This is a genomic window from Pseudomonas tritici (assembly GCF_014268275.3).
GTDB lineage: Bacteria > Pseudomonadota > Gammaproteobacteria > Pseudomonadales > Pseudomonadaceae > Aquipseudomonas > Aquipseudomonas tritici.
This window is the reverse complement of record NZ_CP077084.1, coordinates 2,031,046-2,054,930: the sequence shown is the minus strand read 5'-3', so window position 1 is coordinate 2,054,930 and position 23,885 is coordinate 2,031,046. Positions and strand designations below refer to the sequence as shown.

Genomic DNA, 23,885 nt, shown 5'->3' with positions numbered 1-23,885 from the left:
GAGCGTTTTATTGACTTACAGGCCCATTCGCGAGCAAGCCCGCTCCCACATTTTGAATGTGTTCACAAGTCAAATGTGGGAGCAGGCTTGCTCGCGAGGGCGATCGGGTAGGCGCCAAGACTTCTAATGCAGGCGCTTACGGCACATCAACTTGGCCAATTTGGCCGTATCCGGCCGCTCGACTACGCCTTTCTCCGTGACGATCACATCGATCAAATCAGCCGGCGTGACATCGAATACCGGGTTAAACGCAGCAACCTCAAGGCGCTGCCCCATCACCTCCAGCAACTCCCCGGCATCGCGCTCTTCCAGCGCAACGTCATCGCCAGTGGCCATCATCATGTCCAGCGTCGAACTCGGCGCCACCACCATGAAACGCACACCGTGGTGCATCGCACACACGGCCAGCTGGTAGGTGCCGATCTTGCCGATCACATCACCATTGGCGGCAATGCAGTCAGCACCGACGATCACCCAGGTCACGCCTTTGGTCTTCAGGATATGCGCACCGGCCGAGTCGGCGTTCACCGTCACCGGGATGCCCTCGCCCGCCAACTCCCACGCGGTCAACCGCGAACCTTGCAGCCAGGGCCGGGTTTCATTAGCGTAGACCTGCTCGACCATGCCTTCCAGGTAGGCCGCGCGAATCACGCCGAGCGCGGTACCCACACCGCCGGTCGCCAGGGCGCCTGCGTTGCCGTGGGTGAGGATCGCCTGGGCATTGCCCTGGTGCTTGCGGATCAAATCGACGCCCAGTTGGGCCATGGTCAGGTTGGCTTCACGGTCGCTTTCGTGGATCGCAATCGCTTCGGCTTCCAGCACCGCCAGCGGATCGGCGTGCTTCTTGACGCGGTCCAGGCGGTCGCGCATGCGCTTTAGTGCCCAGAACAGATTCGACGCGGTCGGTCGGGTATCGGCTAACAATGCGTAGTCTTCTTCCCAGGCTGCCTGCCAGTCACCGCCTTCGGCGATCCGATCGCGGGCCGCCAGCACCAAGCCATACGCGGCACTGATACCAATGGCCGGCGCACCGCGTACCACCATCGAACGAATGGCTGCAGCCACCTCATCGACCGTAACGCAGGCCACCCAGCTTTCCCGGGACGGCAAGGCACGCTGGTCGAGCAGGTACAGCGCGCCATCACGCCAATCGATGGCCTTCACTTTCTCCGCTGCCAACAGTCGATCGCGCATCCCTTACTCCGCACTCATAAACAAAGCCGCCGATTATAGCGATCCGCCAGCCAGGACGCTCGGGTATACTTCGCCCTTCTTTTATAGCTGCCTGGGAAGAAGCCTGCGATGACCGCCACTGCCGCCCCGCTCGACTTGTTGTTGCTGCCAACCTGGCTGGTACCTGTCGAACCTGCTGGCGTGGTGCTCAAGGAACATGGCCTGGGCATCCGCGATGGGCGCATTGCCTTTATCGGGCCACGGGCCGCGGCCTTGAAGCTTTCGGCCAACGAAGTGCGCGAACTGCCAGGCATGCTGCTCAGCCCCGGCCTGATCAACGCCCACGGGCACGCGGCGATGAGCCTGTTTCGCGGCCTGGCCGACGATTTGCCACTGATGACCTGGCTGGAAAAACACATCTGGCCCGCCGAAGCCAAGTGGGTCGATGAAGCCTTTGTGCGTGATGGCACCGACCTGGCAATCGCCGAACAGCTCAAAGGTGGTATCACCTGCTTTTCCGACATGTACTTCTACCCCAAGGTCGCCAGTGACTGCGTGCACAACAGCGGCATGCGCGCGCAGATCGCGATTCCGATCCTCGACTTCCCGATCCCCGGTGCCAGCACCGCCGATGAAGCGATCCGCCAGGGTGTCGAGCTGTTCGGCGACCTCAAGCACCACCCGCGCATCAAAATCACCTTCGGCCCGCACGCGCCCTACACGGTGTGCGACGACAATCTGGAAAAGATCCGGGTAATCGCCGAGGAGCTGGACGCTGCGATCCATATGCATGTTCACGAAACCGCCTTTGAAGTGCAGCAAGCTGTCGAACAGACCGGCGAGCGCCCACTGGCACGCCTGGGCCGACTCGGCCTGCTGGGCCCGCGCTTCCAGGCCGTTCATATGACCCAAATCAGCGAGGACGACTTGGCTTTGCTGGTAGAAAGCAACACCAGCATCATCCATTGCCCGGAATCGAACCTGAAACTGGCCAGCGGCTTTTGCCCGGTGGAGCGGTTGTGGCAGGCTGGCGTCAATGTGGCCATCGGCACCGATGGCGCCGCCAGCAACAATGACCTCGACCTGCTGGGCGAAACCCGCACCGCCGCGATGCTGGCCAAGGCCGTCGCCGGTTCAGCCACCGCGCTGGATGCCCACCGCGCCCTGCGCATGGCGACGCTCAATGGCGCGCGGGCCATGGGCCTGGAAAGCGAGATTGGCTCACTGGAAGTGGGCAAGGCGGCGGATATGGTCGCCTTCGATCTGTCGGGGCTGGCGCAACAACCGATCTACGATCCGGTCTCACAGCTTATATATGCCACCGGACGCGATTGTGTGAAACACCTTTGGGTCGCCGGCAAGCAGTTGCTCGACGACCGGCAATTGACCCGCATGGATGAACAACAGTTGACCGCCACGGCCATTGCCTGGGGCCAACGCATCAGCGGGCACAGCGAATAACGCCGGTTTTGAACCCTGACGTTCAGAAACGGCCAACCGTTTTATCAGATTTAGAGGATTCACCATGAGCAACGTCGACCACGCCGAAATCGCCAAATTCGAAGCCCTGGCTCACCGCTGGTGGGACCGCGAGAGCGAGTTCAAGCCCCTGCACGACATCAACCCGCTGCGCGTCAACTGGATTGACGAGCGCGTCAACCTGGCCGGCAAGAAGGTTCTGGATGTCGGTTGCGGCGGCGGCATCCTCAGCGAAGCCATGGCGCAGCGCGGCGCGACCGTGATGGGCATCGACATGGGCGAAGCGCCATTGGCCGTCGCCCAACTGCACCAGTTGGAATCCGGCGTTAACGTCGAATACCGCCAGATCACCGCCGAAGACCTGGCCGAAGAAATGCCCGAGCAGTTCGATGTGGTCACCTGCCTCGAGATGCTCGAGCACGTGCCGGACCCGTCCTCGGTGATCCGTGCCTGCTTCCGTATGGTCAAGCCGGGCGGCCAGGTGTTTTTCTCCACCATCAACCGCAACCCCAAGGCCTACCTGTTCGCGATCATCGGCGCGGAATACATCATGAAGCTGCTGCCGCGCGGCACCCATGACTTCAAGAAATTCATCCGCCCGTCCGAGCTGGGCGCCTGGAGCCGCCAGGCCGGGCTGACCGTCAAGGACATCATTGGCCTGACCTACAACCCGCTGACCAAGCACTACAAGCTGGCCAGCGACGTGGACGTCAACTACATGATCCAGACCCTGCGCGAGGAGTAAGCCTGTGAAGTTGCGAGCGGTTCTCTTCGATATGGACGGTACCTTGCTGGACACCGCGCCGGACTTCATCGCCATCTGCCAGGCCATGCGCGCCGATCGCGGCCTGGCGCCGATCAACGACCAGCACATCCGCGATGAAATCTCCGGCGGTGCGCGGGCGATGGTCGCCGTGACCTTTTCGATGGACCCGGAATCCCCAGGTTTTGAAGCATTGCGCTTGGAGTTCCTGGAGCGCTACGTCAAGGGCTGCGCGGTCCATAGCAAACTGTTCGATGGCATGGCCGAGTTGCTCGAAGACATCGAGAAGGCCCATTTGATCTGGGGCGTGGTCACCAACAAGCCGCTGCGGTTTGCCGAACCGATCATGCAGCAACTGGGCCTGGCCGAGCGTTCGGCGCTGCTGATCTGCCCGGACCATGTGAAAAACAGCAAGCCGGACCCGGAGCCAATGATCCTGGCGTGCAAGATGCTCGGCCTGGACCCGGCCAGCGTGTTGTTCGTGGGCGATGACCTGCGCGATATCGAATCCGGCCGTGATGCCGGCACCCGCACGGCGGCGGTCACTTACGGCTACATCCACCCGGACGACAACCCGCGTCATTGGGGCGCCGATGTCGTGGTGGATCACCCACTGGAGCTGCGCAAGGTGCTGGATAACGCGCTGTGCAGTTGCTGATTGTTTGCCGATCCCGCTGACCAGTGAAGATCCAAATGTGGGAGCGGGCTTGCTCGCGAAGGCGATGTTTCATTCAACACATTTATTGACTGACCCTCCGCCTTCGCGAGCAAGTCGAAGCGTCGAACCGCCGCTCCCACAGGGGATCTCCACTGTTCTCAAGCGTGGTGTTTGTAACCTGCTGAATTCTGTCGAGGCTATTTATGTTTGATTACTCCGCACGTCCAGACCTGCTCAAAGGCCGCATCATCCTGGTGACCGGCGCCGGTCGCGGGATTGGCGCGGCAGCGGCAAAAACCTATGCCGCCCATGGCGCCACTGTGCTGTTGCTGGGCAAGACCGAAGCCAATCTGGCTCAGGTGTATGACGAAATCGAAGCCGCAGGCCACCCGCAACCGGTGGTGATTCCGTTCAACCTGGAAACCGCCCTGCCCCATCAATACGATGACCTGGCCGCGATGATCGAGAAAGAATTCGGCCACCTCGACGGCCTGCTGCACAACGCGTCGATCATCGGCCCACGCACGCCGATCGAGCAGTTGTCCGGTGAGAATTTCATGCGCGTGATGCACGTGAACGTCAACGCGATGTTCATGCTGACCAGCACCCTACTGCCGCTGCTCAAGCTGTCCCAGGATGCGTCGGTGGTGTTCACCTCCAGCAGCGTCGGGCGCAAAGGCCGGGCGTATTGGGGGGCTTACGGTGTGTCGAAGTTTGCCACTGAGGGCCTGATGCAGACCTTGGCCGACGAGCTCGAAGACGTGGCGGCGGTACGCGCTAACAGCATCAACCCGGGCGGTACCCGCACCAGCATGCGGGCCCAGGCGTATCCGGGGGAAAACCCGATGGAACGGCCCGCGCCGGAAGAGATCATGCCGGTGTATTTGTACCTGATGGGGCCGGACAGCACCGGGATCAGTGGGCAGGCGTTTGACGCGCAATAACAGGCATGCAGCAGAACTAAATGTGGGAGCGGGCTTGCTCGCGAAGGCGGTGTGTCAGTCAACAGATTCATTGGCTGATCCACTGCCTTCGCGAGCAAGCCCGCTCCCACATTTGATGTGTGTTGTCTTGGAAATATTAGTTTTTCACCACTTCCTCAAGCGTGAAACGCCCCAACGGGTTTTGCAGGAAGTTGCTCACATTCTTGCGTGAGATGTTGATGTACGGGCTGTAGTACAAGTCGATCCAGTTCACGTCCTGTTTCGCCAGTTTCTGCAATTCCACATACATCTGCTCACGCTTGGCCGGGTCGGCCTCGATCCGCGCGGCTGCCACTAAATCCTTGACCTTGTCATTCTTGTAACGGGTCATGTAGTTCTGGTTGGTGTCGTGCCCCAGTACGAAGGTGGTCTTCTGGTCCGGGTCGAGGATGTCGTTGGTCCAGTACATCACCGAAATGTCGTATTCACCGTCCACCAGCATCTGCCAGCTTTGGGTCGGGTCGACCTTTTGCAGGTTGGCGGTCACGCCGACCTTGGCCAACTGGTCCTTGATGATCACCGCAATCTGCTCGTCGGCTTCGTTGCCGGCGTTGACCACGTAGTTGAGCTTCAAGTCCTTGGCACCCGCAGCCTCCAGCAGTTTCTTGGCGGCCGTCGGGTCATACGGGCGTTGCAGGTTGTTGGCGTAGTGGAACAGCGAACCTTTCGGGATGTAGGAATAGGCCACAGTGCCTTGACCGTAAGTGGCGGTTTTCACCAGCGATTGTTTATCGATGGCCATATCCAGCGCCTCGCGTACTTCCTGCTTGGCCAGCAGGCCGTGAGCGTGGTTGATCAACAGGTGATCTTCGCGGGTGGACGGGTCGGAGTGGATCACCACGTTCTTGTCTTTCTTCAGCTCTTCAACGCGGGAGAACGGTACGAAGATCGCCGTGTCCAGCTCGTTGTTTTGCACCATGCGCATACGCGTGTTGTCGTCGGTGACGGAGACCCACTCCACGCCATCCAGGCTGACGTTCTTGGCCTGCCAGAAGTTCGGGTTCTTTTTCAGGATGACGCGATCACCCTTGCGCCACTCGTCTACGGTAAACGCGCCGGAGGTCACCGGGTTTTCCGAGTAGGCGTCTTCGCCCATTTTGGTCATGGCTTTTTCCGACAGGATCGACACCGTCGGCGACGCCAATTGCGAGAGAAAAGCTACAGCCGGCGTCTTGAGGGTGACCACCAGGGTTTTCGGGTCGGCCGCCTTGGCGGTGTTGATCAAGTTGAACGGATCAGCCCACAGCGAGGCTTTGTTGTCGCGGATACGCAACAGGCTGAACGCCGCATCCTCAGCGGTGATCGGCGAGCCATCCGAGAACTTCGCGTCGCGCAGTTTGAAGGTGTAGGTCAGGCCATCCTTGGAGATGTCCCAGCTTTCTGCCAGCCCCGGCTCCATCTTGGTGCCCAGGTTGTCGACGCGTACCAGGGTGTCGTAGACGTTGGCGAATACCCACGTGTCGCGGTTTTGCGCGCTTTTGATCGGGTCGAACGTGGTGCTGTCCTCACGGCAGCCGATGGTCAGGACGCCGGCGGCATGTGCCAACCCGGCAGTCAGGGACCAAGCGGTCAACGTAGCGGCGGCGAGCAACTTCAAGTGGCGCGTTTGCATATCACAACTCCTTGTTAATGAATGGCAGGTAAGGGTCAAATCAAAGGTTCTTCAAGCACGCAACTGTATCGATGCTCGTGCAGGAAATGCGTGGGCGGCAACACCTCGGAACACATGGCTCGGGCGTGCCGGCAACGCGGGTGAAAGGCGCAACCGGTAGGCAAATTCAACGGGCTGGGTGGCTCACCCGGCAAGGGCTCCGTAGGCAACGGCCGATGCGGATCAATCTCTGGAATCGCCTGGATCAAGGCCGCCGTGTAAGGATGCCGAGGCGCAGTGAAGACCGCTTCCACCGGCCCTTCCTCGACGATCTTGCCCAGGTACATCACCGCCACGCGGTCGCACAGGCGCCGCACGATGGCCAGGTCATGGGCGATAAACAGGATCGCCAGGTTCATACGCTGTTGCAGTTCCAGCAGCAGGTTGATGATCTGGCCCTGGATCGACACATCCAGCGCCGCCACACATTCATCGGCGATGATCAGCCGTGGCTCTACCGCCAATGCCCGGGCAATGCCGACGCGCTGGCATTGGCCGCCACTGAGGGAGCCGGGTTTGCGGCTGGCGAGTTCGGGGCGCAGCCCGACCAGGTCGAGCAGCTCGTTGACGCGAGCGGGGATCTGATCCGGCGCCACCTTGCGCTGCACGCGCAACACTTCGGCGATGGTGTCACCGATGGTGTGGCGTGGATTCAGTGCGGCGTACGGGTCCTGGAAGATCATTGCGGTTTCATGGCGCAGGCGGGTGATGTCGATGGCGCTGCCTTGGGCCATGTCGATGCCATCAAACAACACCTGCCCGGCGCTGATCGGGTTGAGGTGCAAAACCGCCCGGCCCAAGGTGCTTTTGCCGCTGCCAGACTCGCCGACCAACCCGAGGGTTTCACCCGCCGCCAGGTCCAGCGACACGCCGTTCACCGCCCTCACCCACTGCTTGTTCAGGCCGAACAAACCCGTGCCGGACGCGGCAAACTTCACCTCAAGGTCCTTGATCTGTAACAGGCTCATGGGGGCGCTCCCAAAGGGTAATGACAGGCGACTCGCGCGCCCTCCGGCAGCAATTCGGTGCACAAGGCGCCGACCTGCGGGCAACGCGGGTTGAACCGGCAGCCGGCGGGCAAGGCGTCCAGCAACGGCGGCTGCCCGGGAATCGTGCGCAGCAAGGCGTGGCCGCTGCTGTGGGCGGGCTGGCAGTCGATCAGGCCAGCGGTGTACGGGTGTTGCGGATGCGCCAACAGCTCGTATTTGCTGCCGTGTTCGCACAGGCGCCCGGCGTACATCACGGCGATGGCGTCGCAGGTTTGCGCAACCACGCCAAGGTCGTGGGTAATCATGATGATCGCCAGACCGCGTTTATCACGCAGCTCCAGCAGCAACCGCAGGATTTGCGCCTGCACCGTCACATCCAGGGCCGTGGTCGGCTCGTCGGCGATCAGCACTTTGGGGTTACAGCCCAGGGCCACAGCGATCATCGCGCGCTGGCGCATGCCGCCGGAAAACTGGTGGGGGTAGTTGTCGACCCGCGCTTGGGGATCGGGGATTCCAACCTGGCGCAACACCTCGATGGCTTGCAGCCGCGCGTCTTTTTTTGACGCACCTTGGTGCAGGCGAATGCCCTCTGCAATCTGCTCGCCGATACGCATCAGCGGGTCGAGGTGGCTGCTGGGGTTCTGGAAGATCATGCCCAGTTGACCGCCGCGCACGGCACGCATGCCAGCGTCATCGAGTTGCAGCAGATCCTGGCCGGCCAACCGAACCGTGCCGCCTTGCACGCGCAGCGCAGGCGACGGCAACAGGCGCATCAGGCCGCGACACGCCATGGTCTTGCCTGAGCCACTCTCCCCGACCAGGCCGAGGATTTCACCTTCAGCCAGGTCGAAGGACACCCGGTCGACCAGGGTCACATCACGCCCGGTATTGTTGGCAATCACGCTGAGGTCGCGTACTTGCAGCAGGCTCATGAGCGATCCCCCAGCACTTGCGCCACGCCATCAGCCAGCAAGCTGAAGCCCATGGCCAGCGTCACGATGGCCAGCCCCGGAAAGGTGCAAATCCACCAGGCAGTCGTGATAAAGGCTTGCCCCTCGGCCACCATCGTGCCCCATTCGGCGGTCGGCGGTTGCACGCCCAGGCCCAGGTAGCTCACAGCGGCGCCATTGAGCAGCACCAGCACCGCGTCAGACATGGAAAACACAATCGAGCCGAACATCGCATTCGGCAGCAGATGCCGGAACAGAATCCGCCCATGGCCAAAGCCCAGGCTCTTGGCGGCCAGGGCGAAGTCGCTTTCCTTGAGCACCAGGATCTGCGAACGGATCAGCCGCGCGTAAGACACCCAGCCCACCAGCGCCATGGCGATATAGAAACTCTTCAAGCCGGGCCCGAGAATGGCCATGATCGCCAGCATCAGCACCAGGAACGGAAACGCCAGGATCACATCGATCACGCGCATGCAGAAGCTGTCGAAACGCCCACCGATATAGCCTGAAACCGCGCCGACAAAGGTGCCGATCAGGAACGGAAAGATCACCCCGACGATCGCCAGTTGCAAGTCGATGCGAGCGCCCCAGATCACCCTCGACAGAATGTCTCGACCATAGTTGTCCGTGCCGAAGGGATGGGCAAGGCTTGGGCCGAGCAGGCTGAAATCCGTGTTTTGCGCAATCGGGTCGTAAGGCGCGATCCACGGCGCAAACAGCGCCAGCGCCAACCACACCAGCAGAATCAACAGACCCCACGCAGCGGTCAGCCGGCCGTTGCGAAAACCAAACCGCAGACGCAAACGCCATGGGGCAATCAAGGGGCGAGTGCTCATTGCATCTTCACCCGAGGGTCGAGGGCGACAGTGGCCACGTCAGCCAGGAAGTTGACCACCACGGTCGCGCACGCCAGCACCATGGCCACGCCCTGCACAACCATGTAGTCGCGCGTGAAGATGCCGCGCACCAGCAACTGGCCGATGCCGGGAATGGCGAACAGGCTTTCGATCACCACCGTGCCGCTGATCAACCAGCCGATATTCACCGCCAGCAGGTTAACGGCCGGTACCAGGGAATTGGGCAGCACATGGCGGCGAAACACCGCGGCTTCCGACACCCCGCGCGCCCGGGCGGCGGTAACGTGGTCGGCTTGCAACTCCATCAACATGCTCGCCCGCAGGTTGCGCACCAGCACCGCCGACAGGGCCAGGGCGATCGTCAGGCACGGCAGAACCATGTGGTGCGCCTTGTCCAGCCAGGTCCGCCCGTAACCCGACACCGGAAACAGCCCCCACTGCACACTCAGCAACAAGATCAACATCAAGCCCAGCCAGAACGCCGGCATGCCCAGGCCAACCGTAGTGAACACGCGAATCAGGTTATCCGCCCAGCCACCTTTGTTACGCGCGGCCACGGTGGCCAGCGGCACCGCGATCAGCAGCGCCAGCACCACGCTGCCGAGCACCAGCACCAGCGTCGGCTCGATGCGCGTGACGATCAGCTTGAGCGCGTCGACCTTGTACAGCAGCGATTGGCCGAGGTCGCCCTTGAGCAGGTTTTTCAGGAAGTAGAAATATTGCAGCCACAAAGGCTGGTCGAGGCCGAACTGGGCGCGGATTTTCAGCAACGCGTCGGGCGTGCTGCGCGAACCCAGCAGCGCGCGCGCCGGGTCGCCGGGGATCGAGCGCACCAGCACAAAGGTGATCAGGCTGATGCCAAACAGCACCGGCAGCAATTGCAGCGGCCGGGACAGCACAAAACGATAACGCGCCAGGTTCATCCGTCAGCCTCGGTGACGTGCGAGGAAGTCCAGCAACACCGGGAAATACGCCTGGGGTTCCTCATAAAAGGGCATATGGCTGCTGTTGGGAAATACGTGCAATTCGGCGTGTTTGGCCGCCATCTTCATGCGCAGGGCGCAGGCCGGGGTGAGTTCGTCGTGCTGGCCGGTGGTGATCAGCATGGGCATCTTGAAAGCGGCCATCTCAGGGATGCGGTTCCAGTCCTTGAGGTTGCCGATGTAGAGGAATTCGTTGGGGCCCTGCATGGTTTCGTAGGGGCCCATGCTCCAGTCGTCGAGGGATCGCTTGACCGGCGCGGGCCATTCGTCGAGACGGCACACGTGGCGATAGTTGAGCAAGGTGATCGCGGCCTGGTACTGCGGGTGGTCGAGGGTGCCCATGGCTTCATGGCGTTGCATCATGGCAACGGTTTCGCTGCCAAGGGCGCCGCGCAGGCGTTCCAGCTCTTGGGACAGGTGTGGAATGTCACCCACGGTGTTTTCGAGGATCAGGCTTTTCAGCACATCGGGGTAATGGATGGCGTATTCGATACCGAGCCAGCCGCCCCAGGAATGCCCGAGCAAATGCACGCGGCCCAGGCCCAGTGCCTGGCGCACGGTTTCGACTTCTTCGACATAACGGCCGATTTCCCACAGCGAAACGTCGGTCGGTCTGGCTGATGCGCCCGTGCCAAGCTGGTCGAATGCAACCACTCGCAGGTTATGGTCTTTGAGCCAGCCATGGGCGTCGCGCAAGTAGTCACACGGCAGGCCGGGCCCGCCGTTGAGGCACAACAGCACCTCATCGCCTTCGCCGAAGCTGTAGACCACGAGGTCATGGCCGTCGACTTGCACGTTGTACTGCTGGTCGGGGGCAACTTCACGCCACATGCATACATTCCTTGTGTTGTGTCGGCCTGGCAGGTAGCGGCCGTTTATCAGGCCAACACTACCGAGGATGCCGCGCGTCCATAACCTAGCATTTCTTATAGGTTTGGGCCTGGCAGTCCTTCGCCGGGGCGTGGCATTCTACTTGCAGCAAGTCGAGATTCAAATGAATTCGGGAGCAGAACGGATGCTGGCCAAGCTGACTGCCTTAAATCACCGTCTGATGCCGGGCAGGAGCCTGGATGAGCAGATGGACAACACATTCATCCTCGCCCAGCAGTTGGGTTTCGATGCACTGGTGTATGACTACACCCCGGTGCCAATCGACCAGGATGGTGCATTGATCACCCCCTCGGTGCTCGAACTGCGCAATACCCCGCCGGGCTGGCATAGCTTGTGGTGCAGCGAAGGGTTCTACCAGATCGACCCGGTGCAACACCTGGCCCTGAGTACGGTGTCGCCGTTTGTTTGGTCCTACGACATCAAGGCCGATACCCCCCTGCAAAAGATCATCGATCCCTGCCACGCCCCCGTTTCATCCTATCTGCACGACCAACAACTGACCTGCGGCGTCAGCGTGCCCATTCACCTGCCCCGTGGCGGCTTCGCCTCGCTGACCGGCCTGCGTACCGGTAAAGCCGGCAACGTCCTGCAGGATGCGCAGCAGACCTTGTCGGATTTCAGCCTGATTTCCCACGCCCTGCAGGAAGCGGCCTACCCGCTGTTCAGTAAAGAGCTGCGCACTTACCCGCATATCCACCTGACCAAACGTGAACGCGAGTGCCTCAAATGGGCCGCCGACGGCCTGACCGCCGCTGAAATCGCCACGCAATTGAGCCGTTCACTGGCGGTGGTCACCCTGCATCTGGCCTCGGCAATGCACAAGTTGGGGGCCAAGAATCGCGTACAGGCGGTGGTGCGCGCCACCCATTACCGCCTGCTGGAAGACTGACCCCTCGGCAAAACCTAGCTGTTTTGCTAGTTACTTAAACTGCTTCCACGCTCTATCGTGTCCCTGATCATTTTTTCAGAGCAGGTACGAAATGGAATTCATCGAAAAAATCCGCGAAGGGTATGCGGCGTTTGGCAACTACCAAACCTGGTTCCGCGTCACCGGTGACCTCTCCAGCGGGCGCACGCCCCTGGTGGTTATCCACGGCGGCCCCGGATGCACCCATGATTATGTTGATGCGTTCAAGGACGTCGCCGCCAGCGGCCACGCCGTGATCCATTACGACCAACTGGGCAACGGCCGCTCCACCCACCTGCCCGAAAAAGATCCGTCTTTCTGGACCGTGGGCCTGTTCCTGGAAGAACTGAACAACCTGCTGGATCATCTGCAAATCAGCGATAACTACGCGATCCTCGGCCAGTCCTGGGGCGGCATGCTCGGCAGTGAACACGCAATGTTGCAGCCCAAAGGCTTGCGTGCGTTCATCCCGGCCAACTCGCCGACCTGCATGCGCACCTGGGTCAGCGAAGCCAACCGCCTGCGCAAATTGTTGCCCGAAGGCGTGCATGAAACCCTGCTCAAGCATGAGGCCGCCGGTACCTACCAGGACCCGGAATACCTCGCCGCCTCGCGGGTGTTCTATGACCATCACGTGTGCCGGGTCAACCCGTGGCCGGAAGAAGTGGCGCGCACGTTCGCCCAGGTCGACGCAGACCCGACGGTGTACCACGCGATGAGCGGACCGACCGAGTTCCACGTGATCGGCAGCTTGAAGGACTGGAAATCCATTGGCCGCCTGTCGGCGATCAATGTACCCACGCTGGTAATTTCCGGTCGGCATGACGAGGCCACGCCGTTGGTGGTCAAACCGTTCCTGGATGAGATTGCCGATGTGCGCTGGGCGCTGTTTGAAGACTCCAGCCACATGCCCCATGTGGAAGAACGCCAGGCGTGCATGGGGACCGTGGTGAAGTTTTTGGATGAGGTGTGTTCAGCGCAGTACAAAGAACTCAAAGCTGGCTAAATCAATGTGGGAGCTGGCTTGCCTGCGATGACGGCGGTGAATTCACCCTTGCTATCGCAGGCAAGCCAGCTCCCACACTGCCCCCCCTGTTCGGCGTCAGACCTCGGTGGTTTCTGTCTTCGGCGCTTTCCTCGCCACATCCGCCACCAACGGAATCTCCTTGCCCTCGGCATCAAACAATTTGCCACCCCTGAAATAGTCCCCATCACGCAGTGATGACACATCTCGGGCGCTCAAACTGCGGTCTGTGCCTGCCACAAAGACCGACTGCTGGTCCGAGTTACCAGCGGTGAAGTGGTTGAACGCCAGGTTCAGCAGGATCGCCATGATCGCCGACGAGCTGATGCCCGAGTGAAAGATGGTCGCGAACCAGCTGGGGAATTGATCGTAAAAACTTGGCGCTGCGATGGGGATCATGCCAAAACCGATGGAGGTGGCAACAATGATCAGGTTCATGTTGTTGCGGTAGTCCACCTTGGACAAGGTGCGGATACCACTCGCCGCCACGGTACCGAACAACACAATCCCCGCCCCGCCCAGTACGGATGTCGGCACCGCCGCAATCACCCGCCCCATGAACGGCAACAAGCCGAGAATCACCAGAAACAGCCCGCCCGTGGCCACCACAAACCGGCTCTTCACCCCGGTAACCGCGACCAGGCCGACGTTCTGGGCGAAGGCGCTCTGGGTGAACGAACCAAAGATCGGCGCGAACATACTCGACAACATATCGGCGCGCAGGCCGTTGCCCAGGCGTTTGGAATCAACCTTGGTGTCAATGATCTCACCCACCGCCAGGATGTCCGCCGAGGTCTCGACCAAGGTCACCATCACCACGATACACATGGAGATGATCGCGGCCACATGGAAGGTTGGCATGCCGAAATGGAATGGCGCAGGGAAACCGAACATCGGCCCCTGGGTTACGCCAGAGAAGTCAGCCATGCCGAGGAACACCGCGATCACCGTGCCGATCACCATTGCCAGCAGGATCGACAAGCGTGAAATGGTTGCGCTGCCGATTTTGCTCAGCAGCAACACCAGCACCAGGGTCAATGCCGCCAGGCCGATATTGGGCATGCTGCCGAAATCCGCAGCGCGACTGTTGCCGCCCATGGCCCAGCGCGCCGCGACCGGCATCAGGGTCAGGCCGATGGTGGTGATCACAATGCCTGTGACCAACGGCGGGAAAAACTTGGTAATCCGCGAGAACACCGGGGTTATCAGCAACCCGATAAGCGACGCGGCCATCACCGCCCCGAGAATTGCCGGTATCCCGCCGGCGCCATCACTGCCGACAATCGCAACCATGGTCGCCACGCCAGCAAACGACACGCCCTGCACCAGCGGCAACTGACACCCAAAGAACGGCAGGCCCAGGGTCTGCAACAGCGTGGCCAGGCCTCCGGCAAACAACGATGCGGCAATCAACAAGCCGATATCCGCCGGCGACAACCCGGCCGCCTGGCCAACGATCAACGGTACCGCGACGATGCCGCCGTACATGGTGAGTACATGTTGCAGGCCGTAAGCCATGTTGGCGGCGACGCCGAGATTCTCATCTTCTGGCCGCTGAGGTAACGCCTTCGGGTTAGTCATGGTGAGGGGTTCTCTGTTTTTGTTTTGCGGCCACTGTATGCAATGTATGGACTGGATGTCCATAGAGTTGTATACAATCATGCAGACAAGTTACCCTCCCTCGGCGTTACAAAAACAATTCGGCCGTGATGAGCCAGAACGCCAAAGGACCCAGAACAATGAAAAAGGCATTACAGGGCGCCACCGTTGCACTCACCCTTCTCGGCGGCGGGGAGGCCGTCGCGGTGGAATGGATGAACAACAGCGTAGGCTTTCGCTACGGCCAGCAGTTCACCAATCCGAATAACCCCGACGAATTCAGCAAGCGCATCTACAGCTTCACCCACGCCAGCGGCTACCGATACGGCAGCAACTTCCTCAACCTTGATGTGTTCCTGTCCGACAGCCGCGACCCGCGCAAGGGCACTGATCATGGGGGCAGTGAGGTGTACGCGGTGTACCGCCACCAGGTGTATGCATCACGCGTCTTCGATGTGCCGCTGGGTACCGGCCTGGTCAAGGATTACGCGCTGACGTTGGGCTTCGATGCCAACCGCAACAACAACTTCGCTTCAGCAAAAAAACGCGCGCTGGTGATCGGCCCGACCTTGAAGTTCAACACCGTCGGTGTGCTGGACCTGAGCCTGATGTACTACAAGGAGAGAAACCACACCGGCATCCCGGGTGCGCAGGAGTCGAACCACACCTTCGACGCTACCTACATGCTCAACCTGACCTGGATGCGACCGTTCGAGATCGCCAACCACGCGGCGAAATTCCAGGGCTTTATCAATTATGTCGGGGAAAAAGGTGAGGATTACCACGGCCGCGACACCGCGCCGGAAGCCCTGATGCGCACGGCGCTGATGGTGGCGGTGCGGCCAGGCAAGAACGTGAAGCCAAACCTGTATCTCGGGGTGGGCTACGAGTACTGGCATAACAAGTTCGGCGTGGACGGCGGCCGGGGTAGCCGCACATCGACGCCGACGGTGAACCTTGAAGTCCCCTTCTAACCCCTGAAGGAATCCGATCAAGTGTGGGATCCGATTGTCACCTCAGGCTTGTGCCAGTGCCGAATTACCCTTCTTGGGCCGCGCCAACCAGTACCCCAACACCGCCAGCGGCGCGGTTGCCAGCATCACGATGGCGGTAATCAGGAGCGGCTGGTCGATCATCGATGACACGAGCAAGCTGCCGAGAAAGCACAGACCCAGTTGCAGGGTGTTTTGCAGTGCCGCCGCTTTGCCGGAATTTTCCGCAAACGGCATCAGCGCATTCGCCACGACGATGGGGTAGCTGGCACCGTTAACCAGCGCCATCAGGCAGAACGGAATCAACAAGGTGGTGAGGGTCGGCACGGTCAGCGTGGCTACCAGGTACAGCGCCACCATGCTGATGCAATACGCCAGCAGCAACCAGGGCAATAGCGTCTTGCCCTGGAAATGCTGCAGCGCGCTGCGGCAACTGTAGCCACCCACCAGAAACGCTAATGTGGGCAGCAGATAGCTCAGGCCGATGTCATTCGGGCTGTAGCCCATGTCGCCAAGGATGAAGGGCGAAGCCGTCAGCCAGGCGAAGAAGCTGGCCGAGCACGCGGCGAAAATCATGACGTTGCCGGTGAACACGCGAGAAGCCAGCAACTGCCCATAGCCGAGGCGCGAAGGCTCGCTCTTCTCTGCCTGACGTTTCGGAGGGGTGCGCAGGAACAAGGTCGGCAACAGCAACAACAGCGACACCCCCAGCAATACGCCGAAGATCGCCTGCCAGCCAAAGTGATTCAGAACCATCGCGCCCAACAACGGCGCCAACGCCGGTGACAGCGACATCAGCGGCATGATGCTGGCGAACACGCGGTGAGCCTTGTCGGCCGGGTAGCGGTCGATCACCAGGGCCTGCCAACTCACAGCGGCGGAACACACGCCAATCGCCTGCATGAAGCGCAGCGCCAGCAGTTGCGGCGCCGTCTCGACCCAGAACATGCCCGCGCAGCCCAGCACAAACAGGCTCAGGCCTGCGAGCAGGATCGGCTTGCGCCCCAACCGGTCCGACAGCGGCCCCCAAAGCAACTGCCCCACCGCAAAGCCGGCGAGGAAAATACTCAAGCTGGCGCCCACTGCACCGGCGCTAATCTGCAACTGCTCGCCCATCGCGCCGAACGCCGGCAAATACATGTCCATCGCGAGGTAACCGAGCATGCTCAGCCCCGCCAGATACCAAGTGAAACCAAAAGAATTTTTCATCGAAGCCTTGTTAACCCTGCCATCAAACTATTTGCTGACTGACGCCCATTATGAAGCTGACAATTTCTGTGTGAAGCGATAATAATTGGATACTCTTATCAATAAATTTGAAGGCACCCGCTATGTGGTCCGAATACTCCCTGGATGTTGTGGATGCCGTGGCGCGCCATGGCAGCTTCAGCGCCGCCGCCCAGGAGTTGCACCGGGTGCCGTCGGCCATCAGCTATACCGTGCGTCAGCTCGAGGAGTGGCTGGCGGTGCCATTGTTCGTGCGACGCCATCGGGATGTAGAACTGACACCTGCCGGCCGTTTATTTATAGACGAGGCCCGGAGCGTGATGAAAAAAATGCTCGGCACGCGGCGGCTGTGCCAGCAGGTCGCCAACGGCTGGAGCGGCCAGTTGAAGGTGGCGGTGGATTCCATCGTCAAACCCCAGCGTTGCCGACAGTTGGTATTGGATTTCTATCGGCAGTTTCCCGAGGTGGAATTGCTGCTGGAATACGAGGTGTACAACGGTGTGTGGGATGCCCTGGCGGATGAGCGCACTGACATCGTGATCGGTGCCACCAGTGCAGTGCCAGTGGCCAGTCACTTCACTTTCCGCGACATGGGCTTGTTGAACTGGCTGTGCGTGGTCAGCGCACGGCATCCGTTGGCGAGCGTCGAAGGGCTGCTGAGTGACGACCAACTGCGCCCCTTCGCCTCGCTGTGCATGACCGACACCTCACGCAACCTGCCCAAGCGCGACACGTGGACCCTGGATAACCAGCGGCGTTTGGTGGTGCCGAACTGGGCCTCGGCGATCGATTGCCTGCGCGATGGCCTGTGCGTTGGCATGGCGCCGGCGCATCAGGTGCTGCCGTGGATCGAACGGGGCGAGTTGGTGGCGCTGCAATTGAGCCGGCCGTTTCCGGCCAGCCCGTCGTGTGTGGCCTGGGCGCAGAGCAAACTGTCCCCGGCCATGGCATGGTTGTTGGAGTACCTGGGAGATACTGAAACCCTGAATCAGGAATGGCTCAATGGGCCTGATCCAGTAACCGGGTAATGGCGCGCACGATCATCTCGACTTCCTTGGCATCCAGTGTCAGCGGCGGCAGCAGGCGAATGACCTTGCCCCGCGTCATGTTGATCAGCAGGCCGTGTTCCTGGGCCGCACGCAAAGCCAAGTCGCGGTAAGGACTGGCCAGCTCTATACCGATCATCAAACCCAGCCCGCGAATCGCCAGCACGTGCGAGTGCTCACTCAACTCCACCCGCAACCGCGCGAGCAAACGCTCCCCCTGCTGCGCCGCGTTCTGCAGTAAGCCTTGCTCCTCGATAATGTCCAGCACCGTGCAACCCACCCGACACGCCAATGGGTTGCCGCCGAAGGTGCTGCCGTGACTGCCCGGTGTAAACAATTGCGCCACGGCGGACCGTGCCAGGCAGGCGCCGATGGGTACGCCATTGCCGAGGCCTTTGGCCAGGGTCATCACGTCCGGGAAAATGCCTTCATGCTGGAAAGCAAACCAGGCGCCGGTGCGGCCGATGCCGGTCTGGATCTCATCCAGCATCATCAGCCAGCCGTGGCGTGTGCAGTGATCGCGCAGGGCTTTCAGGTAGCCAGGCGGCGGCGGCAGTACGCCACTTTCGCCCTGGATCGGCTCCAGCAGGACCGCCGCGATGCGCGTGCCAAACGCTTTTGTGACCGCTTCGATCGCGGCGATATCACCAAAGCCCACCTTGAGAAAGTCCCCCGGCAAACGCTGGAAGCCCAAGCGCACCGATGGCCCATCGCTGGCGGCCATCGTGCCCAGCGTGCGGCCATGAAAGGCATTTTCCATCACCACCACCAACGGCGCTTCGATGCCTTTTTTCCAGCCATGCAGCCGTGCGAGTTTCAGCGCTGTTTCGTTGGCCTCGGCCCCGGAATTGTTGAAAAAGGCGCGGTCCAGGCCAGACAGCTGGGTGAGGCGCTGGGCCAGCTTCTGTTGCCAGTCAATGCTGTAGAGGTTGGAGGTATGCAACAGCAAACCCGCTTGTTCACTGATCGCCGTCACCAGCCTGGGGTGCGAGTGGCCGACATTGGTCACCGCCACGCCGGCCACCGCATCGAGGTATTCGCGGCCCTGCTGGTCCCACACGCGTGTGCCCAGGCCACGGGTAAAACTCAAGGCCAAGGGTTGGTAAGTGGTCATCAGGCAGGCGGCGGTCATGGTGCGGGCTCCAGTGCTTCGTTGTGATGGCTGCAGTATCGTTAGCCACCCGAGCTGGATAAACTGTGCATTCCTGCAATGACTTTAAATCAAGGCTTGATAATGGATCTGTTCCAGGCGATGTCGGTGTACGTAAAGGTGGTCGAGACCGGCAGCATGACCGCAGCGGCCCAAGCCTGTGGCATGTCGACCACCATGGTCGGCAACCACCTGCGGGCCCTGGAACAGCGCCTGGGCGTCAGCCTGCTCAAGCGCACCACGCGCAAACAAAGCCTTACGGAATTTGGCGGGCAATATTATCAGCGGTGCCTGGAAGTGTTGGGGCTGGTGGCCGACTCCGAGCAGCTCGCCGAGCAAGCCAACAGCGACATCCCCAAAGGCACCCTGCGCATCACCGCCCCACCCGTGTTCGGCACCGAACAACTTACACCGGCCTTGAGCGAATTTTCCCGACGCTACCCGCTGATCAACCTGTACGTGGTGCTGAGCAATGAGCGGATGGACCTGGTCGACAGCGGCTTCGATGTCGCGATCCGACTTGGCGAACTGGAAACCTCCAGCCTGATCGCCAGGCCAATGCAGGCCTACACCCTTAAGCTCTGCGCGTCACCGGCCTACCTGGCGCGACGTGGCACGCCACAGACGCCCGATGACCTGCGCCAGCACGACTGCCTGGCGTTCGCCTACCCGGCAAGTGACAATTGGCGCGACACCGACAAACTGTGGCGCATGACCGGCGATGGCGTCGAGGTGGAGGTTCCGGTGTCCGGTTCATTGACCATCAACAGCTCGCAAGGCTTGCGCCAGGCAGCGGTCAACGGCATGGGCATCATCATGCTGGCCGATGCGCTGGTGCAGCCGGATCTGGAGAGTGGCAAGCTGGTGGCCTTGTTAACCACTTATCGACTGCCCAGCCGCCCGATGCACCTGCTCTACGGCCAGGACCGTTATCGCTTGCCCAAGCTACGCGCCTTCGTCGATTTCGCTATGGAAAAGTGGGCACGCTAGAAGCCCACGCCCAACTCACGCAATCGCGCGGCAGTGCGCTCAGCCGACACGTGGTGGATACCTTGCCAACCGAGGGCGACGGCCGCGTCGATATTGCCGGCGACATCATCGATAAACACCACTTCAGCCGGCTGGACATCCGGCAGGTGGGCCCGTACCTGGCTGAGGCTAGCATGGTAGATCGCTGCATCAGGCTTGATCATCTTCAGTTCGCCGGACACCACAATGTCGCGAAAACACTGCAGGAACGGATAATTGGCCCGTGCATAGGGGAACGTTTCGGCGGACCAATTGGTGAGCCCGAACAGCGGCATATCAACATGGTGCAACGCCTTGAGGATCGCCACGCCTTCCGGTAGCGGGCCGCGCAGCATCTCGTGCCAACGGTCGTAATAGGCTTGGATCAAACGCTCATGATGCGGGTACTGCTCGATCAGGCTGCGGGTGCCTTCAGCCAGGGTGCGACCGGCATCTTGCTCGGTGTTCCAGGCCTGGGTGCAAACGTGCTCGAGAAACCATTGCCGTTCGTGATCGTCGGTAATCAACTTGCGGTACAGGTGCTGCGGGCTCCAATCGAACAGGACACCGCCGAAATCAAAAACCACTGCGCGAATTGTCATACGCCCCTCCCCTGAGTGTGATGCGCCAGTCTCGCATGCCAGCGAAAGCACGCCGCACGTAAACAGGCGTAGGACCGCTCTGATAATTTCATGGGTCGCGCACTGCAAAAAGAGCGCCGCCTCCGTGTATCCCCGCCTTGCGCGCTCTTTTTCCGACGGTGCTTAAAACAGCTCGCAATACTTGTTCTTGCCCACAAAAAAGAAGACTTCTTTAGTGTGCCCTGTGCAATGGAAGGAATGCTTTGGTCTGGAAGGGATCATCCAACGTGCCTATGAAACATGGCTTGGAGATATTCAATGAAAGACGTAATTACCCCTGCTATCTCACCTTCCGCACTCAGCCTGGATACCTTGCAACACGCTCAACCCAGCCAGCCGACTGACGCCGCTCAAGAGACAACGAATTCGATAGACGTCGCATTTGCGCGCGCACGCGAAAAAACCGGAATAGTGTCGAGCCACCTCATTCCCTTGCATGAAATTGCGCTGGCGACCAACTCCATCATTGGCGTACGTCCCGTGGAAACCGTCGCAACCGGGCTGATAGAAGCCGGTCATCCCACCAAGGACTTTCATATCAAGGGTAAAAGCGCCAATTGGGGACCACAAGCCGGCTTGATCTGCACGGACCAGGCCTTCAGCAAGCTCGAAAAATTCAAAAGCGATGCACCCGGCAAAGTCAGCCGCGCCAATGAGCAAATCCAGGAATGCATCAGCGACGGGCATGCCGTCGCAATTCCCTTGAAGCTCTCGGGCAGCCGTCTTGGCGAATTGATGAAACTCGGCCAGATCACTCAACTGGCTTCGAACGAGCAGGAAGGCACGCTGCGTTTCAGCGCGAAGGGGCCAAGTCAGCAGCTGTATGCATTCGAAGGCCAGCGAACGTCACCTTTGGAAGACGACTACCTCATTACCCATGAGGGCAAGCCCGTTGAAGTGCTCGCGAAAAAGGCCGATGGCAAGGCACTGACGGCCGACTATGACCTGCACATGGTGGCGCCGCACCTCAGTGACTTCGGCCCCCAGGATGTACTCCCGGTGCCCGATATTGCGCACAGTGTGTTCAAGGGACGAATTGATCGCTACAGGCAGCATCATCCAGACGCCAAGGCGTTTCAGGTGCCGCAAGCGTTACGCGCAGACTATGAAAGCGCCGCGCATTTCTATCATAAGGAAGATCCCGATCTGGGCAACGCCACGCCGCGAATAAGGCAAATGATAGAACTGATCAATCACAGGTTGGTCGGCAACGGAGAGCGGGTGGTCCACCATAATGCGGATTCGGGCAGCCCGGCAGCGGAAGTCGCCGCTAACTACCCGGCTACGTTTTTCCTGCCGACCAAGCTCGGGCGCTTCGATGAAATCAGCATCATCAACGACGGCAAGGAAATGGCGGAACTGATAAAGACGGCCAAGGACAGTGGCTATAACGTGCCACTGAATCCGCTTTGGGAGAGAGAAGTGGTCGGCATCAAGCGCTCTGGTTTCATCCATGCCCAAGAGCGGCTGGCCTCAGCCTTTCGCCAAGGCTGATGCTCTGTGCGCTTCAAACAGCAGCCTCATAACAGGGTTATCGAGGCTGCTGTCTAAGCCGTCTTATGCCGAGATGAGACCGTTGATCTTCACGGTCGGATTGACGTCAGCGTCGTAATCCACGCCGTCGATTTCAAAGCCGAACAAGCGCAGGAATTCAGCCTTGTAGCCGGCAAAATCGCTGATCTCGTTGACGTTGTCGTCGGTGACCTGGTTCCACAGTGCAGCAACGGCGTCCTGGACTTTAGGTTCCAGCTCGGCAAGATCGGCGCGCAGGCGGCCGTCGGCGTCGAGTTTCGGCTGGCTGCCGTACAGGCTGTCCTTGAACAGACCGTAGACTTGTTCGATACAACCTTCGTGGGTGCCCTGCTCTTTCATCACTTTGAACAGCAACGACAGGTACAGCGGCATGATCGGGATTGCCGAACTGGCCTGGGTCACCACAGCCTTGAGCACCGACACACGGGCGTCGCCCTTGAGTGCCGCAAGGTTGTCGCGCAGGGTCAGGACTTTTTTATCCAAGTCTTTCTTGGCTTCGCCGATGGAGCCGTTCCAGTAGATATCCTGGGTCAGCTTCTCGCCGAGGTAGGTGAACGCGGTGGTCTTGGCGCCTTCGGCCAGGACGTCGGCGTCACGCAGGGCGTCGATCCACAGCTGCCAGTCTTCGCCACCCATCACTTTGACGGTGCCGTCGATTTCTTCCTGGGTCGCAGGCTCCAGGGTGGTGTCGACCACAACGCCCTTGTCGGTGTTGATACCGCGCAGGGTCACGGCTTTGCCAATCGGCTTGAGGGTGGAGGTGTGCACCACGCCTTGCGGGTCGGTACGGCGTGGCGCGGCCAGGCTGTAGACGACCAGGTCGATCTTACCGAGGTCTTTCTTGATGGTTTCGATGGTCAGGCGCTTGATCTCGTTGGAGAACGCGTCGCCGTTGATGCTCTTGGCGTACAGACCTTTTTCGACAGCAAACTTCTCAAACGCGGCACTGTTGTACCAGCCAGCGGAGCTCAGCTTGCCTTCTTCGCCTTCTTTTTCAAAAAACACGCCCAGGGTGTCGGCGCCGCAGCCAAACGCAGCACTGATACGCGCTGCCAGGCCATAGCCGGTGGATGCGCCGAGAACCAGCACCTTCTTCGGGCCGCCTTCGATGGCGCCGTGCTCAGTGACGTAGTCAATCTGTTCCTTGACGTTCGCTTCACAGCCAACAGGGTGAGCGGTCACACAGATAAAGCCACGAACCCGCGGTTTGATGATCATAAAATTTCTGCCTCTTCCAAGGTGCCGAAGGCCAGTGGTGGCCATTCAACTTCAATCGTACCGGTCTATGACGTCCAAAAAACCGAAGCGTCACGATAGTCGCAAATCTTCCGTTTACAAAATCCAATCCACACAGCCCAGCCAGGGTTAAAACCTGTGTAAA

Annotated in this window: 22 protein-coding genes; 10 read left to right on the top strand and 12 right to left on the bottom strand. The window is 60.4% G+C overall.

What is annotated here, in order from left to right; all coding sequences use genetic code 11:
• Window positions 1–123: 123 nt before the first annotated feature.
• Entirely contained in the window at window positions 124–1,194 is a 1,071-nt protein-coding gene (gene mtnA, locus HU722_RS09175; RefSeq protein ID WP_186753001.1) for an S-methyl-5-thioribose-1-phosphate isomerase, read from the bottom strand.
• A 108-nt stretch (window positions 1,195–1,302) separates the two neighbouring features.
• Between mtnA and HU722_RS09170 the strand changes: the two genes are divergently transcribed.
• From HU722_RS09170 to HU722_RS09155, 4 genes are all read left to right on the top strand, one after another.
• Entirely contained in the window at window positions 1,303–2,634 is a 1,332-nt protein-coding gene (locus tag HU722_RS09170; protein WP_065910430.1) for a TRZ/ATZ family hydrolase, read from the top strand.
• A gap of 64 nt (window positions 2,635–2,698) precedes the next feature.
• Window positions 2,699–3,397, top strand: coding sequence for a bifunctional 2-polyprenyl-6-hydroxyphenol methylase/3-demethylubiquinol 3-O-methyltransferase UbiG (ubiG, locus tag HU722_RS09165; RefSeq protein WP_017734479.1), 699 nt, complete (start codon window positions 2,699–2,701; stop codon window positions 3,395–3,397).
• A 4-nt stretch (window positions 3,398–3,401) separates the two neighbouring features.
• Entirely contained in the window at window positions 3,402–4,073 is a 672-nt protein-coding gene (gene mupP, locus HU722_RS09160) for an N-acetylmuramic acid 6-phosphate phosphatase MupP (protein WP_065874921.1), read from the top strand.
• Between the two features lie 203 nt (window positions 4,074–4,276).
• The gene (locus tag HU722_RS09155) at window positions 4,277–5,017 is read left to right on the top strand and encodes a YciK family oxidoreductase (protein WP_186753002.1); all 741 of its coding nucleotides are present in this window, start codon (window positions 4,277–4,279) and stop codon (window positions 5,015–5,017) included.
• 136 nt (window positions 5,018–5,153) lie between these two features.
• Here HU722_RS09155 and HU722_RS09150 read toward each other — a convergent pair whose 3' ends face one another.
• From HU722_RS09150 to HU722_RS09125, 6 genes are read right to left on the bottom strand one after another with little or no spacing between them, the layout of a single operon-like run.
• A complete protein-coding gene (locus tag HU722_RS09150) occupies window positions 5,154–6,668 on the bottom strand; it encodes an ABC transporter substrate-binding protein (protein ID WP_065882329.1) in 1,515 nt (504 codons plus the stop codon).
• Window positions 6,669–6,703: 35 nt separating this feature from the next.
• A complete protein-coding gene (locus HU722_RS09145; RefSeq protein WP_065882328.1) occupies window positions 6,704–7,675 on the bottom strand; it encodes an ABC transporter ATP-binding protein in 972 nt (323 codons plus the stop codon).
• Window positions 7,672–8,628, bottom strand: a complete 957-nt coding sequence (locus tag HU722_RS09140) for an ABC transporter ATP-binding protein (RefSeq protein WP_186753003.1) — start codon at window positions 8,626–8,628, stop codon at window positions 7,672–7,674. The genes HU722_RS09145 and HU722_RS09140 overlap by 4 nt, the downstream gene beginning before the upstream one ends.
• Window positions 8,625–9,482 (bottom strand): ABC transporter permease, encoded by an 858-nt coding sequence (locus HU722_RS09135; protein WP_186753004.1) that lies wholly within the window; start codon window positions 9,480–9,482, stop codon window positions 8,625–8,627. Before HU722_RS09135 ends, HU722_RS09140 begins: the two co-directional genes overlap by 4 nt.
• Entirely contained in the window at window positions 9,479–10,426 is a 948-nt protein-coding gene (locus HU722_RS09130) for an ABC transporter permease (protein WP_065874912.1), read from the bottom strand. The genes HU722_RS09135 and HU722_RS09130 overlap by 4 nt, the downstream gene beginning before the upstream one ends.
• A 3-nt stretch (window positions 10,427–10,429) precedes the next feature.
• Window positions 10,430–11,317, bottom strand: coding sequence for a proline iminopeptidase-family hydrolase (locus HU722_RS09125; protein ID WP_186753005.1), 888 nt, complete (start codon window positions 11,315–11,317; stop codon window positions 10,430–10,432).
• Between the two features lie 184 nt (window positions 11,318–11,501).
• Here HU722_RS09125 and HU722_RS09120 point away from each other — a divergent pair, with 184 nt between their 5' ends.
• Both HU722_RS09120 and HU722_RS09115 read left to right on the top strand, forming a co-directional pair.
• The gene (locus HU722_RS09120; protein ID WP_065889502.1) at window positions 11,502–12,266 is read left to right on the top strand and encodes a LuxR family transcriptional regulator; all 765 of its coding nucleotides are present in this window, start codon (window positions 11,502–11,504) and stop codon (window positions 12,264–12,266) included.
• Between the two features lie 91 nt (window positions 12,267–12,357).
• The gene (locus HU722_RS09115) at window positions 12,358–13,290 is read left to right on the top strand and encodes a proline iminopeptidase-family hydrolase (RefSeq protein WP_065874907.1); all 933 of its coding nucleotides are present in this window, start codon (window positions 12,358–12,360) and stop codon (window positions 13,288–13,290) included.
• A 96-nt stretch (window positions 13,291–13,386) separates the two neighbouring features.
• On the opposite strand, the gene HU722_RS09110 is transcribed toward HU722_RS09115, so the two are convergent.
• The gene (locus HU722_RS09110) at window positions 13,387–14,889 is read right to left on the bottom strand and encodes a nucleobase:cation symporter-2 family protein (protein WP_186753006.1); all 1,503 of its coding nucleotides are present in this window, start codon (window positions 14,887–14,889) and stop codon (window positions 13,387–13,389) included.
• 158 nt (window positions 14,890–15,047) lie between these two features.
• Here HU722_RS09110 and HU722_RS09105 point away from each other — a divergent pair, with 158 nt between their 5' ends.
• The gene (locus HU722_RS09105) at window positions 15,048–15,881 is read left to right on the top strand and encodes a nucleoside-binding protein (RefSeq protein WP_186753007.1); all 834 of its coding nucleotides are present in this window, start codon (window positions 15,048–15,050) and stop codon (window positions 15,879–15,881) included.
• Window positions 15,882–15,923: 42 nt separating this feature from the next.
• On the opposite strand, the gene punC is transcribed toward HU722_RS09105, so the two are convergent.
• Window positions 15,924–17,108, bottom strand: coding sequence for a purine nucleoside transporter PunC (punC, locus tag HU722_RS09100; RefSeq protein WP_065882318.1), 1,185 nt, complete (start codon window positions 17,106–17,108; stop codon window positions 15,924–15,926).
• A 122-nt stretch (window positions 17,109–17,230) separates the two neighbouring features.
• Between punC and punR the strand changes: the two genes are divergently transcribed.
• The gene (gene punR / locus HU722_RS09095) at window positions 17,231–18,154 is read left to right on the top strand and encodes a DNA-binding transcriptional activator PunR (protein WP_065874899.1); all 924 of its coding nucleotides are present in this window, start codon (window positions 17,231–17,233) and stop codon (window positions 18,152–18,154) included.
• Here the strand turns inward: punR and HU722_RS09090 are convergent.
• Window positions 18,126–19,304, bottom strand: coding sequence for an aspartate aminotransferase family protein (locus HU722_RS09090; RefSeq protein ID WP_186753008.1), 1,179 nt, complete (start codon window positions 19,302–19,304; stop codon window positions 18,126–18,128). The genes punR and HU722_RS09090 overlap by 29 nt on opposite strands.
• 102 nt (window positions 19,305–19,406) lie before the next feature.
• On the opposite strand from HU722_RS09090, the gene HU722_RS09085 reads away from it, so the two are divergent.
• Window positions 19,407–20,312 (top strand): LysR family transcriptional regulator, encoded by a 906-nt coding sequence (locus HU722_RS09085; RefSeq protein ID WP_186753009.1) that lies wholly within the window; start codon window positions 19,407–19,409, stop codon window positions 20,310–20,312.
• Here the strand turns inward: HU722_RS09085 and HU722_RS09080 are convergent.
• Window positions 20,309–20,932, bottom strand: coding sequence for an HAD family hydrolase (locus HU722_RS09080; protein WP_065874894.1), 624 nt, complete (start codon window positions 20,930–20,932; stop codon window positions 20,309–20,311). The two genes, HU722_RS09085 and HU722_RS09080, sit on opposite strands and share 4 nt — an antisense overlap.
• A gap of 297 nt (window positions 20,933–21,229) precedes the next feature.
• On the opposite strand from HU722_RS09080, the gene HU722_RS09075 reads away from it, so the two are divergent.
• Entirely contained in the window at window positions 21,230–22,465 is a 1,236-nt protein-coding gene (locus HU722_RS09075) for an anthrax toxin-like adenylyl cyclase domain-containing protein (RefSeq protein WP_186753010.1), read from the top strand.
• Window positions 22,466–22,528: 63 nt separating this feature from the next.
• On the opposite strand, the gene fabV is transcribed toward HU722_RS09075, so the two are convergent.
• The gene (gene fabV, locus HU722_RS09070) at window positions 22,529–23,722 is read right to left on the bottom strand and encodes an enoyl-ACP reductase FabV (RefSeq protein WP_065874890.1); all 1,194 of its coding nucleotides are present in this window, start codon (window positions 23,720–23,722) and stop codon (window positions 22,529–22,531) included.
• Between the last annotated feature and the right edge of the window lie 163 nt (window positions 23,723–23,885).

Excerpts from the sequence above, each read along its gene's own strand:
- HU722_RS09085 (WP_186753009.1), top strand. The coding sequence starts at position 19,407 with ATGGATCTGTTCCAGGCGATGTCGGTGTACGTAAAGGTGGTCGAGACC.
- HU722_RS09125 (WP_186753005.1), bottom strand. The coding sequence starts at position 11,317 with ATGTGGCGTGAAGTTGCCCCCGACCAGCAGTACAACGTGCAAGTCGAC.
- HU722_RS09090 (WP_186753008.1), bottom strand. The coding sequence starts at position 19,304 with ATGACCGCCGCCTGCCTGATGACCACTTACCAACCCTTGGCCTTGAGT.
- HU722_RS09130 (WP_065874912.1), bottom strand. The coding sequence starts at position 10,426 with ATGAACCTGGCGCGTTATCGTTTTGTGCTGTCCCGGCCGCTGCAATTG.
- HU722_RS09150 (WP_065882329.1), bottom strand. The coding sequence starts at position 6,668 with ATGCAAACGCGCCACTTGAAGTTGCTCGCCGCCGCTACGTTGACCGCT.
- HU722_RS09080 (WP_065874894.1), bottom strand. The coding sequence starts at position 20,932 with ATGACAATTCGCGCAGTGGTTTTTGATTTCGGCGGTGTCCTGTTCGAT.
- punC (WP_065882318.1), bottom strand. The coding sequence starts at position 17,108 with ATGAAAAATTCTTTTGGTTTCACTTGGTATCTGGCGGGGCTGAGCATG.
- HU722_RS09155 (WP_186753002.1), top strand. The coding sequence starts at position 4,277 with ATGTTTGATTACTCCGCACGTCCAGACCTGCTCAAAGGCCGCATCATC.
- HU722_RS09115 (WP_065874907.1), top strand. The coding sequence starts at position 12,358 with ATGGAATTCATCGAAAAAATCCGCGAAGGGTATGCGGCGTTTGGCAAC.
- HU722_RS09170 (WP_065910430.1), top strand. The coding sequence starts at position 1,303 with ATGACCGCCACTGCCGCCCCGCTCGACTTGTTGTTGCTGCCAACCTGG.
- HU722_RS09075 (WP_186753010.1), top strand. The coding sequence starts at position 21,230 with ATGAAAGACGTAATTACCCCTGCTATCTCACCTTCCGCACTCAGCCTG.
- HU722_RS09105 (WP_186753007.1), top strand. The coding sequence starts at position 15,048 with ATGAAAAAGGCATTACAGGGCGCCACCGTTGCACTCACCCTTCTCGGC.
- ubiG (WP_017734479.1), top strand. The coding sequence starts at position 2,699 with ATGAGCAACGTCGACCACGCCGAAATCGCCAAATTCGAAGCCCTGGCT.
- HU722_RS09135 (WP_186753004.1), bottom strand. The coding sequence starts at position 9,482 with ATGAGCACTCGCCCCTTGATTGCCCCATGGCGTTTGCGTCTGCGGTTT.
- HU722_RS09145 (WP_065882328.1), bottom strand. The coding sequence starts at position 7,675 with ATGAGCCTGTTACAGATCAAGGACCTTGAGGTGAAGTTTGCCGCGTCC.
- HU722_RS09140 (WP_186753003.1), bottom strand. The coding sequence starts at position 8,628 with ATGAGCCTGCTGCAAGTACGCGACCTCAGCGTGATTGCCAACAATACC.
- mtnA (WP_186753001.1), bottom strand. The coding sequence starts at position 1,194 with ATGCGCGATCGACTGTTGGCAGCGGAGAAAGTGAAGGCCATCGATTGG.
- fabV (WP_065874890.1), bottom strand. The coding sequence starts at position 23,722 with ATGATCATCAAACCGCGGGTTCGTGGCTTTATCTGTGTGACCGCTCAC.
- punR (WP_065874899.1), top strand. The coding sequence starts at position 17,231 with ATGTGGTCCGAATACTCCCTGGATGTTGTGGATGCCGTGGCGCGCCAT.
- HU722_RS09110 (WP_186753006.1), bottom strand. The coding sequence starts at position 14,889 with ATGACTAACCCGAAGGCGTTACCTCAGCGGCCAGAAGATGAGAATCTC.
- HU722_RS09120 (WP_065889502.1), top strand. The coding sequence starts at position 11,502 with ATGCTGGCCAAGCTGACTGCCTTAAATCACCGTCTGATGCCGGGCAGG.